The sequence below is a fragment of the Stenotrophomonas sp. YJH_SMC_37 genome, from assembly GCF_059370035.1.
In genome coordinates this window covers 23,327-38,967 of record NZ_JCAFTG010000016.1, presented here as the reverse complement: position 1 = coordinate 38,967, position 15,641 = coordinate 23,327, and the positions used below count along the sequence as shown (strand labels likewise).

Here is a 15,641-nt window from a genome sequence, read left to right as displayed (position 1 = left end):
GCGCTACCAGTCCGCGCGCAGGCCGATGTTGCCTTCGATGATGCGGCGCTTCTCGTTGCGGTCACCGCCCAGCTCGCGCGTGTAGTCGGCCACCGCGTACGCGCTGATGGTGCGGTTGAAGCGCCCTACCACGCCGACACCGGCTTCGAGCGCGCGTGAGCGCTGCGAATTGATGATCGTGTCGTCGTCGAAGCGGATGCGGTCCTCGCCGGAGCGGCCATGCCGGTAATTCAGCTTGAAATACGGCTGCCAGCCGTTGTCGGCCAATTGATAATCGCCGGCCAGACGCAGGCCGATGCGGCCGGTCCAGGCGTTGTCGTTGTCGAAACGCACGCTCGACACCTCATCGCGGCGGTCGTCCAGCGACGTGCGTTGCCAGATCACCTGTAGCTGCGGTTCCAGCCACCATGCGGACTGCCCAAACCGCAGCAGCGGCTTGCCGGCCTCCACAGACACGCTGGTGCCATCACCGCTCAAGCCGAAGCCAAGCCCGCGCGAGGAACGCACGCGGCCGTCGTAACGGCTCTGCATCGCCACGGCGTCGATGTAGCCGCCGCTGCTGTCGGTGAACGTCCAGTACAGGCCCACGTGCTTGTCGTCCAGGCGGTTCTGGCCCACCTGCACGTTCTCCCAGCCCAATGCCAGGCCGGTGGTCTTGCCCTGCGCGCGGGTGCGGCCGACGAACACGCCGATCTGGTTGCGATGGTTGTCGGAGGCAGCGGCCCACACGTCGAGACCAGCCTGCAGGCCCATCACATCGCCATCGAAGCCGGGCTGCGCATCGCCCTTCCAGTGGATCTCGCTGCTCTGCCCCACCAAGCGGCCCCAGGCGGTGCGGAATGCGCCCTGGTTGTACAGCAGGCGCTGCTCGCCCTGCCGCTCGTGGAAGGTGCCGAGGCTGGCCAGCGAGGTCTCGCGCAGGAGCGGCGGCACCACGGCATAGGTGGCAGTCTCCACGCGGTACAGCGGCACCACCGCGCCCTCGGCGGGGCGTGCACCCGGCGTCGGCGGGGCACCGGTTCCGGGCAGCGCACCGCCGGCCACTGGCACGTCCGGCACGGCTGGATCGCTGGGTGGCGCCACCGGCGCGGGTTCCGGTGGCGGTGGTGGCGGCGCGGTCTCGCCCGCGGTCAGGTCCGGATCGGTGGCGCCTTCGGGCGGCGGCGGCGGTGCCGGGATGATCGGCGGCGGTGGGGCCACTGGAGGCGTCAGCGGTGGCGGTGTCGCGCTGCCGCCACCGTTGGGTGCTGGCGTCGGCCCGGTCACCAGCGTCGAACGCAGGTACCAGTTCTCGGCGGTACCGGCACTGACACCGCCCTTGAACAGGAAGTACTCGTAGGCACCGGCCGCAACCGGTGCGAACAGCGAGAACGCGCCCGGCGCGGTGCGGCCACCATTCAAGGCCTGCACCACCAGGATGCCATCGGCCAGCGTGGCGGCGCCGCTACCGCCGGCATTGAGCACGCCGATGCCGGTGGTCCCGGTGGCAGTACCGCCGTCGATCACCAGACGGTCGCTGGTGGACTTGTCCGCGCCCAGCACGGTACGCAGGTAAAGGCCACCGCCATCGCCTCGATAATTGCCACGCACGGTGAACACGTCGCCCGCGCCGGTACCGGTCAGGTCGATGCGCCCGGCATTGACCATCTCCACCAGTGCGCCACTGTTGAACGGACGGATGGCATGGCTGCCACTGCCCGCATACACGGTACTGGTGTCATCCACGGTGAGCGTGCCGGTGCCGGTTGCGCTGTCGCCCAGCACCAGGTCGCCATCGAAGCTCAGCTCGGTGCTGTTGGTCAGGCTGATCGTCTCCCAGTTCTGGAAGCGGCCCACGCCCGTGGTCTTGACGTTGCTCAGGTTGAGCTGGTCGATGCCACTGCCGCCGTCGAACAGCGGCACCGCACCTAGGTTGCCTTGGTTGAGGTTGCTGAGGTTGGCCACGTCGTTGTCCGGGCCCATGTCGATCGCGCCGTAGACGATGCCGCCGCCATTCCAGTTGAAGGTGTCATCGCCGGTACTGAGCAGTACCTGCCCGCGCACGGTGCCGTCGGTGATGGTCACGCTGTCGTTGCCGCCGCTGACGCTTATGTTGCCGCCGATGTAGGCGGTACCCGAGATGATGATGGTATCGGTGTCGAAACCGGTCACCACATTGCCATCCACGGTGCCGCCGGACTGGTCCCACAGGTTCTTGTCCAGCTTCATGTTGACGCGGCCGATGCGGCCACCGGTCATCCACGCCTGGTCGCCATCCTCGAACGCGCCGATGATGCGGCCACCACTCATGCGGAAGGTATCGATGTTGTCGCCCTGCTGCAGCGCGCCGATCGTGCCGCCACTCATGACGAAATCATCGCGGCCACTGCCCTGCGCTACCAGGCCGGTGACGGTGCCGCCGGTGACGGTCATCTGGTCATCGCCGTTGCCCTGGTCGACGCTGTCGATGGTGCCATTGCCCAGCAGCAGCACATCGTTGCCATCCCCTTGCAGGACGCCGCCGCTGATGCTGCCGGCCTGCATGTCCAGGCGGTCGTTGCCTGAATCGAACTGTACGCCGGTGCGCCCGCTGATCGTTCCGCGGTTGACCAGCACGCTGTCGCCCGCACCGACGAACTGCAGGGCGGTGTTGTTGCCGGTGCTGATGCTGCCCGCATTTTCGACACGGCTGCCGCCACCGAGCTGGACCGCCACACCGCCCACCGAACTGATCGTGCCCAGGTTGGACAACAGATGCCCACCAGCACCAACAAGCGAAATCGCGCTGCTGCCGCCGCTCTGCTGCAGTTGTGCCGTGTTGGCGATATTGATGGTGATGCCGGCCGCGCCATTGGCCGTGATGGGAACAGTCTGCGGGTTCGGCGCATTGGCATCGCAGGTGACCGTCTGGCCGGCGACGGGGGCGGCGCTGTCACAGCCGGCCCAGGCGACGCTGGCACTCAGCAGCATGACGGACGGGACAGCCAGGGCCTGCAGCACGGAAACGGTGAGGCGGCGCGGACGGAAAGCGCGCGGAACGGCACGGGACATACAGCACTCCTGGACAAGGGATCAGGAACTGCGGATATGCGGTACTGCGCAGGCAGTCTGCCGTGTGGTGAACGGTTTCGATAGGTGAAATTGCGTGGCGGCCATCACAGTTCAGTTGCGAACTTGATCGGCCATCACCCCACCTCCACGTGGCTGAAATTATTCATCTTTGCAGCGGTCACAGGCCGCGCGGAGAGCATCCACGCATGGCGTGGATGAGGTGCCATCAGATCTTCAGATAGATCTTCCGCCGGTCCAGCCACCATGCCACGCCCCACCACAGCGCGACAAACACCAGCGCCTGCAGCATGGACGCCAGCTCCAGCGCCTGCGGCATTGCGGTGGCCAGTCGCTGCCAGACCCACCCCCAAACCCCGGTAGCCATCAGCACCACCGACATCACCGATGCGCCCAGATACGCCGTGATCGCATTGACGCCGAAGCGCCGGCCCAGCGCCGGCCAGCCCTTCTGGTCGATCAACAGGTGGCCCAGCCACAGCCCCAGCGCCGCCAGGCCACCGGTCCACAGCACGTAGCTGGGCGTCCACAACTGCTTGTTCAACGGCAGCACCACCGCCAGCAGCAGGCCCAACACCGCAGTCGCCACACCCAGCCCGGCCAGCGCCGCGGCACGTCCGCTGCGCAGCAGGCCTCCGGCCAACAGCCCGAGCACGGTACTGGCCAGCGCGCCCAGCGTGCTCAGCAATCCTTCCGGGTCATGGCCCAGCCCGGCATCGGCGTGCCATTGATAGATCCACGGCGCGAACAACGCGGTATCCAGGCGGCTGGCCGGGTTGGTCCATGGCGCCAGGTCACCGATGCCCAGCAGCAACACGGTGTACCCCACCAGCAGCGCGATCAGAGCGCCCACCTGCACGCGCGGCCGCGCGTAGACCGCCAGCACGCCCACCAACGCCGCACACACCGCGATGCGTTGCAGCACGCCCCAGATGCGGAAGTGATGGGTATCCAACGCCCACCAGATCAGCAGGTGCAGCAGCGCACCGGCCAGCAGGATGCGCAGCGCGCGCTCCAGCACGCCGCGCGCCAGTGCAGGTCGCGCCGACACGTCCAGCGCGCGCGGCGCTACGCTGAACGCCATCGACACGCCCACCAGGAACAGGAAGAACGGGAACACCAGATCGGTGGGCGTGCAGCCATGCCATTCCGAATGGCGCAGCGGTGCGAACACCGCACTCCAGTCGCCCGGGTTGTTGACCAGCAGCATCGCCGCCACGGTGATGCCACGCAGGGCGTCGATCGAGCCCAGTCGGCGTGGCGGCGTCGGGTTCATCAGGCGGCCTCGTACTGTCCGGCAATCCAGGTGCCACGCACCTGCAGGGCATCATCCAGCAGCACCAGGTCGGCCTGGTAGCCCTCGGCGATGTGCCCCAGGCGGTCGTCGACGTTGAGGAACTGCGCCGGGTAAGTCGAGGCCATGCGTGCGGCTTCGGCCAGCGGCTGGCCGAGCAGCTGCACGGTGTTGCGCACGGCGGTGGCCATGTCCAGCGCCGAGCCGGCCAGCGAACCGGCGGCATTGCGCACCACGCCGTCGATGGCGGTGATGGTTTCGCCGTAGAGCACGTAGCTGGGATCATCGGCACCGACCGGCGGCATCGCATCGGTCACCAGCAGCACGCGGCCGCGCGGCTTGGCCGCCAGCGCCACGCGCAGGCTGGCCGGATGCACATGCACGCCATCGACAATGACGCCGATCCAGCTGTCGCGGTCTTCCAGCGCAGCGCCCACCGCACCGGGCTCACGGCCCTGCAGCGGCGACATCGCGTTGTACAGATGGGTGAAGCCACGCACCCCAGCATCCAGTCCGGCGCGAATCTCTTCGTACGTGCCAGCAGTGTGGCCAGCAGCAACGATCACGCCACGTTCGACCAGCGCACGGATGGTCTCCAGCGGCACGCGTTCCGGCGCCAGTGTCAGCAGGGTCACGCCGTTGTCCAGCGAGGCGGCCAGCGCGATCTCTTCTTCGTCCGGCACGCGGAACTTGCTGGCATCGTGCGTGCCCTTGCGCGCCGGCGCGATGTACGGGCCTTCCAGGTGGATGCCGATCACGCCCGGCACGCCCTGCGCGATGGCCTCGCGCATCGCACCGATGGCTTCGCGCATCACCGCCACGTCATCGCTGATCAGCGTCGGCAGCATCGCGGTGGTACCGAAACGACGATGCGCCTGCGGAATGGTGCGCAGCGCCGCCACGTCCGGCGTGTTGTTGAACAGCGCGCCGCCACCGCCATTGACCTGCACATCGATGAAGCCGGGCAGCAGCCAGCCGCCGTCCAGATCGATCTGCTCGGCCGCCTGGCCCAGCTGCGGTGCAGCGTCAGGCAGCAGCGCGCTGATGCGACCGTCCTCGATCACCACCGCCAGATCGTCGCGGAACTCCTCGCCAGCCAGGATGCGGGCGTTGCGCAGGACCGTGGCCATCACACCGTCTCCGTAACCTTGTTCAGATGCGGCGGCAGATCCGGGTTGAAACCACGGCGCAGCGCCAGCGCATTGATTGCGCGATAGAAGCTCTGCACGGTCAGCAACGGTGCGCACAACGGATGCGGCGCTGCAGCCACCGGCAGGTTGCCGCCGGCCCCGGCCAGCCACACCTGCGCGCCCCGGGCAGAAAATTCCTCGACCACCGCGCGGGTGCCGGCGCCGGTTTCATCGGGCTGCGCGAAGGCCAGCACCGGGAATCCACGGTCAACCAGCGCCATCGGGCCGTGCTTGACCTCGGCCGAGCTGTAGGCTTCGGCATGCAGGCTGCAGGTTTCCTTGAACTTCAGCGCCGCTTCCTGGGCCGCCCCCAAGCCCAGGCCACGGCCGAGCACGAACAGGTTGGTGGCCTCGACCAGGCCTTCGGTCACCGCGCTCCAGTCGCACTGCCACGCCTCACGCAGCGCGTCGGGCAGCAGGTCCAGCGCCGCACGCAGGCTGCTGTCCTGCTTCCAGTACGCGGCCAGCTGCAGCAGCGCGGCCAGCGACGCCAGGTAGCTCTTGGTCGCCGCCACGCTCTTTTCGGCACCTGCGTGCAGCGGAATGACCGTGTCGGCCAGCTGCGCCAGCGGTGAATCCTCGACGTTGACCAGCGCGATCACGCGCGCACCGGCCGCCTTGGCGGCCTCGGCGTTGCGCAGCAGGTCCGGGCTCTTGCCCGACTGCGAGATGACGATGAACAGTGCGCCGCGCAGCTGCAATGGTGCGGCGTAGACCGACCCCACCGATGGCGAGGCCGACGCGACCACCAGGCCCAGCTGGGTTTCCAGCAGATACTTGCCATAGGTGGCGGCATGGTCGGAGCTGCCGCGTGCACAGGTGACCACGAACGGCGGCGGTGCAGCACGCAGGCTGGCGGCCAGGGTTTCGATGATGGCGTGGTTGCGCGAGAACTGGCGCGCAACCACGTCGGCCGCTTCAGCGGCCTCGGCGAACATCAGGGTGGACGTGGGGTCTGACAGCGACATGGCAGGCTCAGGCAGGATCGGAAGGAAGGGGGCGTGCGCCGGCGGGGCGCATCGGCGCGGTCGAACCACGCACCACCAGCTGCGGCACGAAGCCCTGGTTGTGCAGCGGCGCCGGCGCGTCGTCGTAGGCATCGCTGCGCAGCTGCGCGATCAGCAGGCGCGCGGCGTGGCGGGCGATGTCTTCGGTGGCCTGCTTGGCGGTGGTCAGCGGCGGCCACGACTGGCGCGAGAACGGGCTGTCCTCGAAACCGGCAATGGACAGGTCGTAGGGCACGTTCATGCCGGCCGACTTTGCGGCTGCCAGTACACCGGCGGCGATTTCATCGTTGGAACCGAAGATGGCGGTAGGTGGCTCGCGCAGCGCCAGCAGGCGGCGCGCACCGCGGAAACCGTCATCGAAGGTGTAATCGCCCTGCACCACCAGGTGCTTGTCCACGGTCATGCCGTAGTCCTTCAGCGCGGCTTCGTAACCGGCGTAGCGCTCGCCCGAAGACCGGTGCGAGCTGCCGCCCCAGAGGAAGCCGATGCGCTGGTGGCCCAGCTGGATCAGGTGCTCGGTGATCTCGTAGGCGGCCTCGCGGTCGTCCACGAACACACAGGCGCCATCGGCCGGGTCTTCGGTGGCGGCAATGATGCGCACCAGCTTGATGCCGCGCGCGGTCAGCGCCTGGATCAGGTCGCGGCGCTCGGACATGGGCGCGGTCAGCACCAGCCCGGCCAGGCGCGAACGCTGCACCCAATCGGCCAGCTCGTCGGCCAGCAGCGGCGAACTGGAATCGCAGGGGTGGATCTGCAGGCCGAAACCGGTCTCGCGGCACGCGGCCAGTACGCCGTTCTGCACGCCGATGATGTGGTACGGGTTCGGGTTGTCGTAGACCAGCCCGATCACGAAGGTAGTGCCGCTGCGCAGGTTGCGCGCGGACGGATCGGGCTCGTAGTCGAGCTCGGCGATGGCACGCAGCACCCGCGCACGGGTGGCCTGCATCACCGAGGGCTCGTTGTTGATCACCCGCGAGACCGTCTTCAGCGAGACCTTGGCCTTCTCCGCAACGTCCTTGATGGTCGCTCTGCGCATGGGTTTTCCCTGGGGTTGGCTGCCGTCCATCATCGCCGATCAAGCCTTGTCCTGCGGCAGGCCGGCACGATGGCCGATCACCGAGTAGAACAGGATGTACAGGTAGCACGGCACCATCAGCAGCACGAACACCAGCTGGAAGTCGATGTGCTGCTTGAGCACGGCGAACAGCTGCGGAATGATCGCGCCGCCGGCAATACCCATCACCAGCAGGGCCGAGCCGGTCTCGGTGAAGCGACCCAGGCCGCGGATCGCCAGCGGGAAGATCGCCGGCCACATCATGGCGTTGGCGAAGCCCAGCAGGGCCACGAAGGCCACCGACACGTAGCCGTGGGTGGCCCAGGCGCCGAGGCAGAACACCACGCCCAGCACCGCCGAAATGGTCAGGTAGCGCGACTGCGAGACCAGGCCAGGGATCGCCAGCAGGCCGACCACGTAGCCGGCCAACATCGCACCCAGCGTCAGCGAGGTGAACATCTTGGTCTGGTCCAGCGGCAAGCCGAAACCGTGGCCGTAGGTGCCGATCGCATCACCGGCCATGACTTCCACGCCTACGTACACGAACAGGCACAGCACGCCCAGCCACAGATGCGGGAACTGGAAGATGCTGCGGCGCTCGGCCGTTCCCGGTGCCCCTGACGGCGTTGCATTGGCTTCGGAGGACTTGATCTCCGGCAGAGGCGAGAACAGCACGGCCACCGCCAGCACCACCAGCAGCGCGGCCATCGCAAGGTACGGCGCATGGATCTTGGCGGCGAACTCATTGAGCAGGGCCACTTTGGTGACCGCGTCGGCCGCCTGTACCTGCTTGTCCAGGTCACCGATGCCATGCAGTACCAGGGTGCCGATCAGCACCGGCGCCAGCATGCCGGCGATCTTGTTGCAGATGCCCATCAGCGCGATGCGACGCGCTGCGGTCTCGATCGGGCCGAGGATGGAGATGTAGGGATTGATCGCCGTCTGCAGCAGGGCCAGCCCGCTGCCGATCACGAACAGCCCGCCGAGCGCACCCGGGTACCAGCGCTGGGTCGCGAACTCACCGAACAGCGCGGCCCCCCCGGCCATCACCAGCAGGCTCAGGCTCAGGCCCTTCTTCATGCCGGTGCGGCGCAGGATCCAGGACGCCGGCAGGGCCAGGAAGAAATAGGACAGGTAGAACACCATCAGCACCAGGAAGGCACCGACCTCGCTGAGTTCGAAGGCCAACTTGACGAAGGTGATCAGCGGGCCGTTGAGCCAGGTGAAGAAGCCGATCAGGAAGAACAACACGCCAACGATGGCGATGGAGGTGGCCACGTTCGGGCGCGCGCTTGCAGCGGGGACGGCGGACATCAGGAGGGCTCCTGCGGCGACGGCCGCAGAACGCGGCGTCGGAGAGTGGCTGGGAACAACGTTGTCACATTCTTTCGATGGACAACGGCGGTTTGTCAACTTCCATGCACGCCTGCCTGAACCTCGTGCTGCATTGCGCAAGTCCACCGCGGTACGCCCCGCTGAATGCGCGGCAGTCCTAGAGCCACGTGCGGCAATGGCTCCCACGTGAAACTCGCACTCACACCATGTAAACGTTTACTGCACGCCGCGTTCGTTGCAACGCAGCAACGAAAGTGTCACGAACTCGTTGACATCGTTGTCAGCGCGGTTACAGACTCCGCCACAATCGCCGCCCCGGTTCCGGGCCGGCCCCACCTGACAGCAGGAGCCCGCGTGACCGCCAGCCACCCCGCCCCGGCCCATGTCCTGTCCCGCGTTGCGCCCTCGTTCCTGGCCGCCGACGTCGGTGGCACCCATGTGCGCGTGGCCCGGGTCCAGGCCAGCGGTGATGCCGCCCACCCGGTGCAGGTGCTGGAGTACCGCAAGTACCGCAATGCCGACCACGCCGGCCTCAGCGCGATCCTGTCCGACTTCCTCGGCGAAGGCCCGCGGCCCACGCATTGCGTGGTCGCCAGCGCCGGCTACGCCCGCGAGGACGGCACCGTGATCACCGCCAACCTGCCGTGGCCGCTGTCGGCGCGCCAGGTGGAAGCCGACGTCGGCCTGCAGCGGGTCTACATCGTCAACGACTTCGAAGCGGTGGCCTATGCCGCCGCGCAGGTGGACGCCAGCGGCGTGCTGCACCTGTGCGGGCCGGACACCGCCACGCGCGGCCCGACCCTGGTGGTCGGCCCCGGTACCGGTCTGGGCGCCGCGCTGTGGATCCCCACCGCGCACGGCCCGGTGGTGCTGCCCACCGAGGCCGGCCAGCCGACCCTGGCCGCCAGCACCGAACTGGAAATGGCCATCGTCCGCCACATGCAGCGCGACCGCGCCCATGTGTCGATCGAACATGCGATCTCCGGCCCGGGCCTGATGAACCTGTACCGCGCGGTGTGTGCGCTGCAGGGGCGGGCACCGACGCTGGCCAGCCCCGATGCAGTCACCGCTGCGGCCATGGCCGACAGCGATGCGCATGCGCGCCAGGCGCTGGATGTGTTCTGCGGCCTGCTCGGCAGCACCATCGGCGACATGGCCCTGTTCTACGGCGCCCACGGTGGCGTCTACCTGGCCGGCGGCATCCTGCCGCAGATCCGCGAATACCTGCGCGCCAGCACCTTCGTCGAACGCTACCTGCAGAAGGGGCCGATGGGCGAAGCACTGGCACGCATCCCGGTGAAGGTCGTCGAGCACGGCCAGCTGGGCGTGGTCGGCGCTGCCAGCTGGTACCTGCAGCAATCGGCCGCCTGACACCGCAACAGGCTTCAACGCAATCGCAGCACGCAGTACGTGGCACGCCAACGCACGGGACTTCGCCGCCGCCCCGCGCATGTCATCGCAACCGTAACCGAACACCGCCGCCGGCACCCAATCGAGTGATGAGGAGAGACATCATGAACACCCGCAAGACCCTGCTTTCGGCCGCCATCGTCAGCTGCATCGCCTTCAGTGCGCACGCGCAGCAGGCGGCCCCGACCGCCACCGATCTGGACACCGTGACCGTTACCGGCATCCGTGGCTCGATGGAAAAGTCGCTGGACACCAAGCGCGAAGCCAATGCGCGTGTGGAAGTGGTCACTGCCGAAGACGTGGGCAAGCTGCCCGCGCATAACGTGGCCGATACCCTGCAGCGCCTGCCGGGCGTGAACATCAGCTCGTCCAGCGCCGATGAAGGCGGTTTCGACGAAGCCGACCGTGTCAGCCTGCGCGGCACCAGCCCGAGCCTGACCCAGACCCTGATCAACGGCCACAGCGTCGGCTCGGCCGACTGGTTCGTGCTCAGCCAAGGTAGCAATGTCGGCCGCAGCGTCAGCTACACCCTGCTGCCGTCGGAACTGGTGCGCTCGGTGGAGGTGAACAAGTCCTCGCAGGCCAAGCTGCAGGACGGCGGCACCACCGGCACCGTCAACATCCTCACCCGCAAGCCGCTGGAATTTTCCAAGCAGATCACCGCTGAAGCCTCGATCGGCGCGGTGCGCTCGGACCAGGCCAAGTCGACCGACCCGCAGCTGTCGGGCCTGTTCAACTACAAGAACGACGACGGCACCTTCGGCGTGATGGTGCAGGGGTTCAGCCAGAAGCGTGAACTGCGTCGTGAAGCGCAGGAAATCCCGTCGGGCTTCTTCAAGATCGACCCGAACGGCACCGTAGCCAAGTCGAACCCGGACCTGGCCGGTGTCTATGCGCCCGCCCTGCTCGGCTCGACCCTGTTCGAGCAGACCCGCGAGCGCAAGGGTGGCCTGATCTCACTGCAGTTCAAGCCGGCCGACAATCTGACGCTGGGCCTGGAAGGCTTCAGTTCCAAGATGGAAGCCAACAACTACAACCGCAACTTCATGTTGTGGGGTAGCAAGATCATGGGCGACGACAAGGACGACGCCGGCGTGATCACCCGCCCGGGCCAGGCCCCGCTGCCAGGCTATGTGGTCAAGGATGGCGTGCTGACCAACGCCAACTTCGCAGGCGTCGCCGGTACGCCGTACGCGGTGTACGACATGATCTACCGCGAGGCCACCGCCAAGAGCAACTACATCACCCTCGATGCCGACTGGCAGATCAACGACAGCCTCAACGCCAAGTTCCAGGCCGGCAGCACCAAGGGTACCGGCACCACGCCGCGCCAGTTCATCGCGGAAGTGACCGTGGCTGACGGCGGCGGCGCCAACTGGACCACCCACGGCAACGGTTCGCCGGTGGACTGGAACGTCGGCGGCGACATCAGCCCGAACGGCGTGACCAGCTTCGGCACCTGGGGCAACCAGGAAGTCACTGCCGAAGACAAGGAAAAGTGGTTCACGGCGGACTTCAATCAGTACTTCAACGATGGCGGCGTGCTGAACTCGCTCGACTTCGGCGTGCGCTATGCCGACCACAAGCGCGAGGCGCTGTCGCCGGAAGGCGCAACGCCGGGCGCGATCTGGGACGCACTGAAGGGCGCCCCCACCGGCAGCTTCCCGGGTGGCTTCGCCGGCGGCATCGGCGGCAATTTCCCGCGCAACATCTGGTACTACACCCCCGGTGCGCTGAAGGACGCAGTGCTCAACAACTCCACCTGGCTGGCCGGCAATGACGGCCCGACCGGTCGCCACAACTATGGCGCCGAGTGGAAGGTGGCCGAAAAGAACTTCGCCGGCTATGTCCAGGCCAACTTCAGCGGCGACCGTTGGAGCGGCAACGTCGGCCTGCGCTACGTCAACATCAAGCAGGACATCGACACCTACCAGGCGGTCAGCGATATCGCCAACGCCGACGTCAGCAGCCTGTTCGGCAAATGGAAGGCGCTGTCGTTCGAAAACAAGCACGACCGCATCCTGCCCAGCGCGAACCTGAAGTTCGATCTGGCCGATGACCTGGTGTTCCGCTTCGCCGCGTCGCAGACCCAGACCCTGCCGGACTTCTCGGCACTGGGCGCATCGTCCTGGGGTTCGGACCTGACCAAGGTCGGCGGTGGCGGCAACCCGAAGCTGAAGCCGGTGCTGTCGACCAACTTCGACGCCAACCTGGAGTGGTACTTCATGCCGCGCGGCCTGGTGTCGCTGGGCGCGTACTCGATGAACCTGAAGGACTACGTGGCCTTCGGCACCCAGACCCAGATGCTGTACAGCGAGCTGAGCAACCAGCTGGAGGCCTACCAGGTCGCCGTGCCGGTCAACGCCGACGGCAAGGTCTACGGCATGGAGTTCGCCTACGAACAGCCGCTGGGTGAGAACTTCGGCCTGAACGCCAACTACACCTACGCCGACGGCAGCACCTCCCACACCTGGGAAGACGGCAGCAACAACCTGCTGGGTACCTCGAAGAACACCTACAACGTGGGTGCCTACTTCGAGAATGATACCTTCGGTGCGCGCGTCAGCTACACCTACCGGTCCTCGTTCCTGATCGGTCTGAAGGGCGCGAGCCCGTACTACCAGGATGATTTCGGCACACTGTCGCTGTCGCTCAGCTACAAGGCGACCGACTGGATGAGCGTGAGCTTCGATGCGCTGAACCTCAACAACCCGACCCTGAAGTACTACCAGAGCGCCTCGATCCCGAGCGCGTTCTATGAGAACGGTCGCCAGTACTACCTCAACTTCCGCTTCAAGTACTGATCCAGCGGCGGCAACATCGCCGAGTCGTGCACGCACGCCGGGCCTGGTCATTCCGGGCCCGGCGTTTTTCATGTATAGCGTTCATCGCACCGTTCCAAGGAGTCGTTCCGATGGTCAAGCCTTCCCGCGCCCGGATGCGCAGCGCGCTGCTGGGCAGCCTGATTGCCCTGCTGCCGGCACTGCCGGCGCTGGCCGCCGATCCCACGCCGGCCACCGAAGCACCCGGCCCGCAGCTGCGCACCGGCAGCCTGATGCTGATTCCCGCGCCAGCCACCGTGCAGCGCGGCCAGGGCAGCGGCATCACCGTACGCGCCGATACCGCGCTGCACGCCGAAGGCGAAGCCGCGCAGCGCGTCGCCACCCAGTTCACCGACCTGCTGGCGCGCAGTGGCGGTCCGCGCCTTACGCCGGCCAAGGGCAAGACGGCAGCCGCCCCGGGCGGCATCCGCTTCCAGATCGTGCCCACCTTCCGTGACAGCGGCGAGAGCTACACGCTGGAAAGCACCGCGCATGGCGTGGTGATCCAGGCCGGCAACGAAACCGGCCTGTTCTACGGCGCAACCACGCTTGCCCAGCTGGCCACGGGCGGAAGCAACGGCGTGCTGCCCGCGGTACAGATCCAGGACGCGCCGCGCTTCAGCTGGCGCGGTTTCATGCTCGACTCGGCACGGCATTTCCAGAGCCTGGACGAGATCAAGCGCGTGCTCGATGCGATGGCCGCGCACAAGCTCAATACCTTCCACTGGCACCTGACCGATGACCAGGGCTGGCGCATGGAGATCAAGCGCTACCCCAAGCTGACCGAGGTGGGAAGCTGCCGCCTGCCGGCGGGTGATGGCGGCGTCGATCCGGCCAATGGCCAGGAGCATCCGTACTGCGGCTTCTACACGCAGGAGCAGATCCGCGAAGTGATCGCCTATGCCGCCAAGCTGCATATCCAGGTGATTCCGGAAATCGACGTGCCCGGCCATGCCACCGCCGCGATTGCCGCGTACCCGGAACTGGGTTCGATCGACACCCCGCTGAAGCCGATCAGTGAATGGGGCGTGTTCCCGAACCTGTTCAACGTGGAAGACAGCACCGTCACCTTCCTCGAGAACGTGCTGGAAGAAGTGATCGAACTGTTCCCTGCGAAGTACGTGCACGTGGGCGGCGACGAGGCAGTCAAGGACCAGTGGGAAGCCTCGAAGCAGGTGCAGCAGCGCATGCGTGCACTGGGCATCAAGGATGAAATGGCCATGCAGAGCCACATCATCAAGCGCCTGGAGACCTTCCTGGAGAAGCACGACCGGCGCCTGATCGGGTGGGACGAAATCCTCGAAGGCGGCCTGCCACCGCAGGCCACGGTGATGTCGTGGCAGGGCACCGAAGGTGGCCTGGCCGCGGCCAGTGCTGGCCATGACGTGGTCATGTCGCCGGTGGGCTACCTCTATCTGGATTACCTGCAGACGGCCTCGCCGAACGAACCGCCGGGCCGCCCGGCCCAGGTCAACCTCGGCAAGCTGTACAACTACGAGCCGGTGCCGGCCGAGCTGGCGGCCGACAAGCGCCAGCACATTCTCGGTCTGCAGGCCAACATGTTCACCGAGCACACGCGCACCTACGCACGCCTGCAGCACAACCTGTTCCCGCGCCTGGCGGCAGTGGCCGAGACCGGCTGGAGCACGCCGGAACATCGCGACTTCCGCGATTTCCTCGCGCGCCTGCCCGCGCAGCTGCAGCGCTACCGCGCCTGGGGCCTGGCCTACGCGCAGACCCCGTTCGAAGTGGGCGTGGACTACACCAACAACCGCGCCGCCAACACGGTGACCGTGTCGCTGGCCAATCCGCTGGGCTATGAAGTGCGCTACAGCACCGATGGCCAGCCGGTGACGGCGCAGTCGCCGCTGTACCAGCAGCCGCTGACCGCGCAGCTGCCCGCTACCGTGCAGGCCGCCGCGTTCTACCAGGGCCAGATGCTGGCGGCGAAGCCGACGGTCGCGGCGTTCAGCGCACAATCGCTGCTCAGCCGCCGCAGCGATGAGCTGCTCAGCTGCGTGGGCAAGAAGGGGCTGGTGCTGCGCCTGGAGGACGATGGCCCGCGCGAAGGAAATCGCGCGGTGTTCAACGTGGATATCTTCCAGCCCTGCTGGCGCTGGCCGCAGGCGCAGCTGGACGGCGTCGGCAGCGTGGAAGTCCGTGCCGGGCGCATCCCCTACTACTTCCAGCTGGCCCACGACGAGCCGAAGCGTCGCTTCGAAAAAGCGAGGCGCGCGCATGGCGAGATGCAGGTGCGTCGCGGAGATTGCAGCGGCAAGGTGCTGGCCGAAGTACCGCTGCCGGCCACGCCCGATGCCGATGGCTTCGTGACGCTGCGTACGGCGCTGCCGAAGGGGACGCAGGGCACCGGTGACCTGTGCATCAACTTCACCGGCGACACGCGCCCGGCGATGTGGGTGCTGGATGAGGTCACGCTCAGGTAGGTGCCAACCTTGGTTGGCGCTTTGCGGCCGGATCCAC

The 15,641-nt window shown here is 67.1% G+C and carries 9 protein-coding genes; 3 read left to right on the top strand and 6 right to left on the bottom strand.

The annotated features are described in order from the left end of the window. Window positions 1-3: 3 nt before the first annotated feature. The 6 genes from AC5P8J_RS18165 to AC5P8J_RS18140 all read right to left on the bottom strand — a co-directional run bounded on the left by AC5P8J_RS18165 (window position 4) and on the right by AC5P8J_RS18140 (window position 8,907). The gene (locus AC5P8J_RS18165; RefSeq protein WP_227854286.1) at window positions 4-3,030 is read right to left on the bottom strand and encodes an autotransporter family protein; all 3,027 of its coding nucleotides are present in this window, start codon (window positions 3,028-3,030) and stop codon (window positions 4-6) included. A gap of 226 nt (window positions 3,031-3,256) precedes the next feature. After that, window positions 3,257-4,324, bottom strand: a complete 1,068-nt coding sequence (locus tag AC5P8J_RS18160; protein WP_021204667.1) for an acyltransferase family protein — start codon at window positions 4,322-4,324, stop codon at window positions 3,257-3,259. Then, window positions 4,324-5,472, bottom strand: coding sequence for an N-acetylglucosamine-6-phosphate deacetylase (gene nagA, locus AC5P8J_RS18155; protein WP_495217021.1), 1,149 nt, complete (start codon window positions 5,470-5,472; stop codon window positions 4,324-4,326). The genes AC5P8J_RS18160 and nagA overlap by 1 nt, the downstream gene beginning before the upstream one ends. Then, window positions 5,472-6,500 (bottom strand): SIS domain-containing protein, encoded by a 1,029-nt coding sequence (locus AC5P8J_RS18150; protein WP_021204669.1) that lies wholly within the window; start codon window positions 6,498-6,500, stop codon window positions 5,472-5,474. Before AC5P8J_RS18150 ends, nagA begins: the two co-directional genes overlap by 1 nt. A 7-nt stretch (window positions 6,501-6,507) precedes the next feature. Then, window positions 6,508-7,575 (bottom strand): LacI family DNA-binding transcriptional regulator, encoded by a 1,068-nt coding sequence (locus tag AC5P8J_RS18145; RefSeq protein WP_005411045.1) that lies wholly within the window; start codon window positions 7,573-7,575, stop codon window positions 6,508-6,510. 39 nt (window positions 7,576-7,614) lie between these two features. Continuing rightward, a complete protein-coding gene (locus AC5P8J_RS18140; RefSeq protein ID WP_043401667.1) occupies window positions 7,615-8,907 on the bottom strand; it encodes a sugar MFS transporter in 1,293 nt (430 codons plus the stop codon). Window positions 8,908-9,282: 375 nt separating this feature from the next. Between AC5P8J_RS18140 and AC5P8J_RS18135 the strand changes: the two genes are divergently transcribed. From AC5P8J_RS18135 to AC5P8J_RS18125, 3 genes are all read left to right on the top strand, one after another. Continuing rightward, window positions 9,283-10,299 (top strand): glucokinase family protein, encoded by a 1,017-nt coding sequence (locus tag AC5P8J_RS18135; RefSeq protein WP_197575834.1) that lies wholly within the window; start codon window positions 9,283-9,285, stop codon window positions 10,297-10,299. A 143-nt stretch (window positions 10,300-10,442) separates the two neighbouring features. Then, a complete protein-coding gene (locus AC5P8J_RS18130; RefSeq protein WP_021204672.1) occupies window positions 10,443-13,142 on the top strand; it encodes a TonB-dependent receptor in 2,700 nt (899 codons plus the stop codon). 110 nt (window positions 13,143-13,252) lie between these two features. Next, window positions 13,253-15,604, top strand: a complete 2,352-nt coding sequence (locus AC5P8J_RS18125; protein WP_495217020.1) for a family 20 glycosylhydrolase — start codon at window positions 13,253-13,255, stop codon at window positions 15,602-15,604. Window positions 15,605-15,641 lie beyond the last annotated feature (37 nt).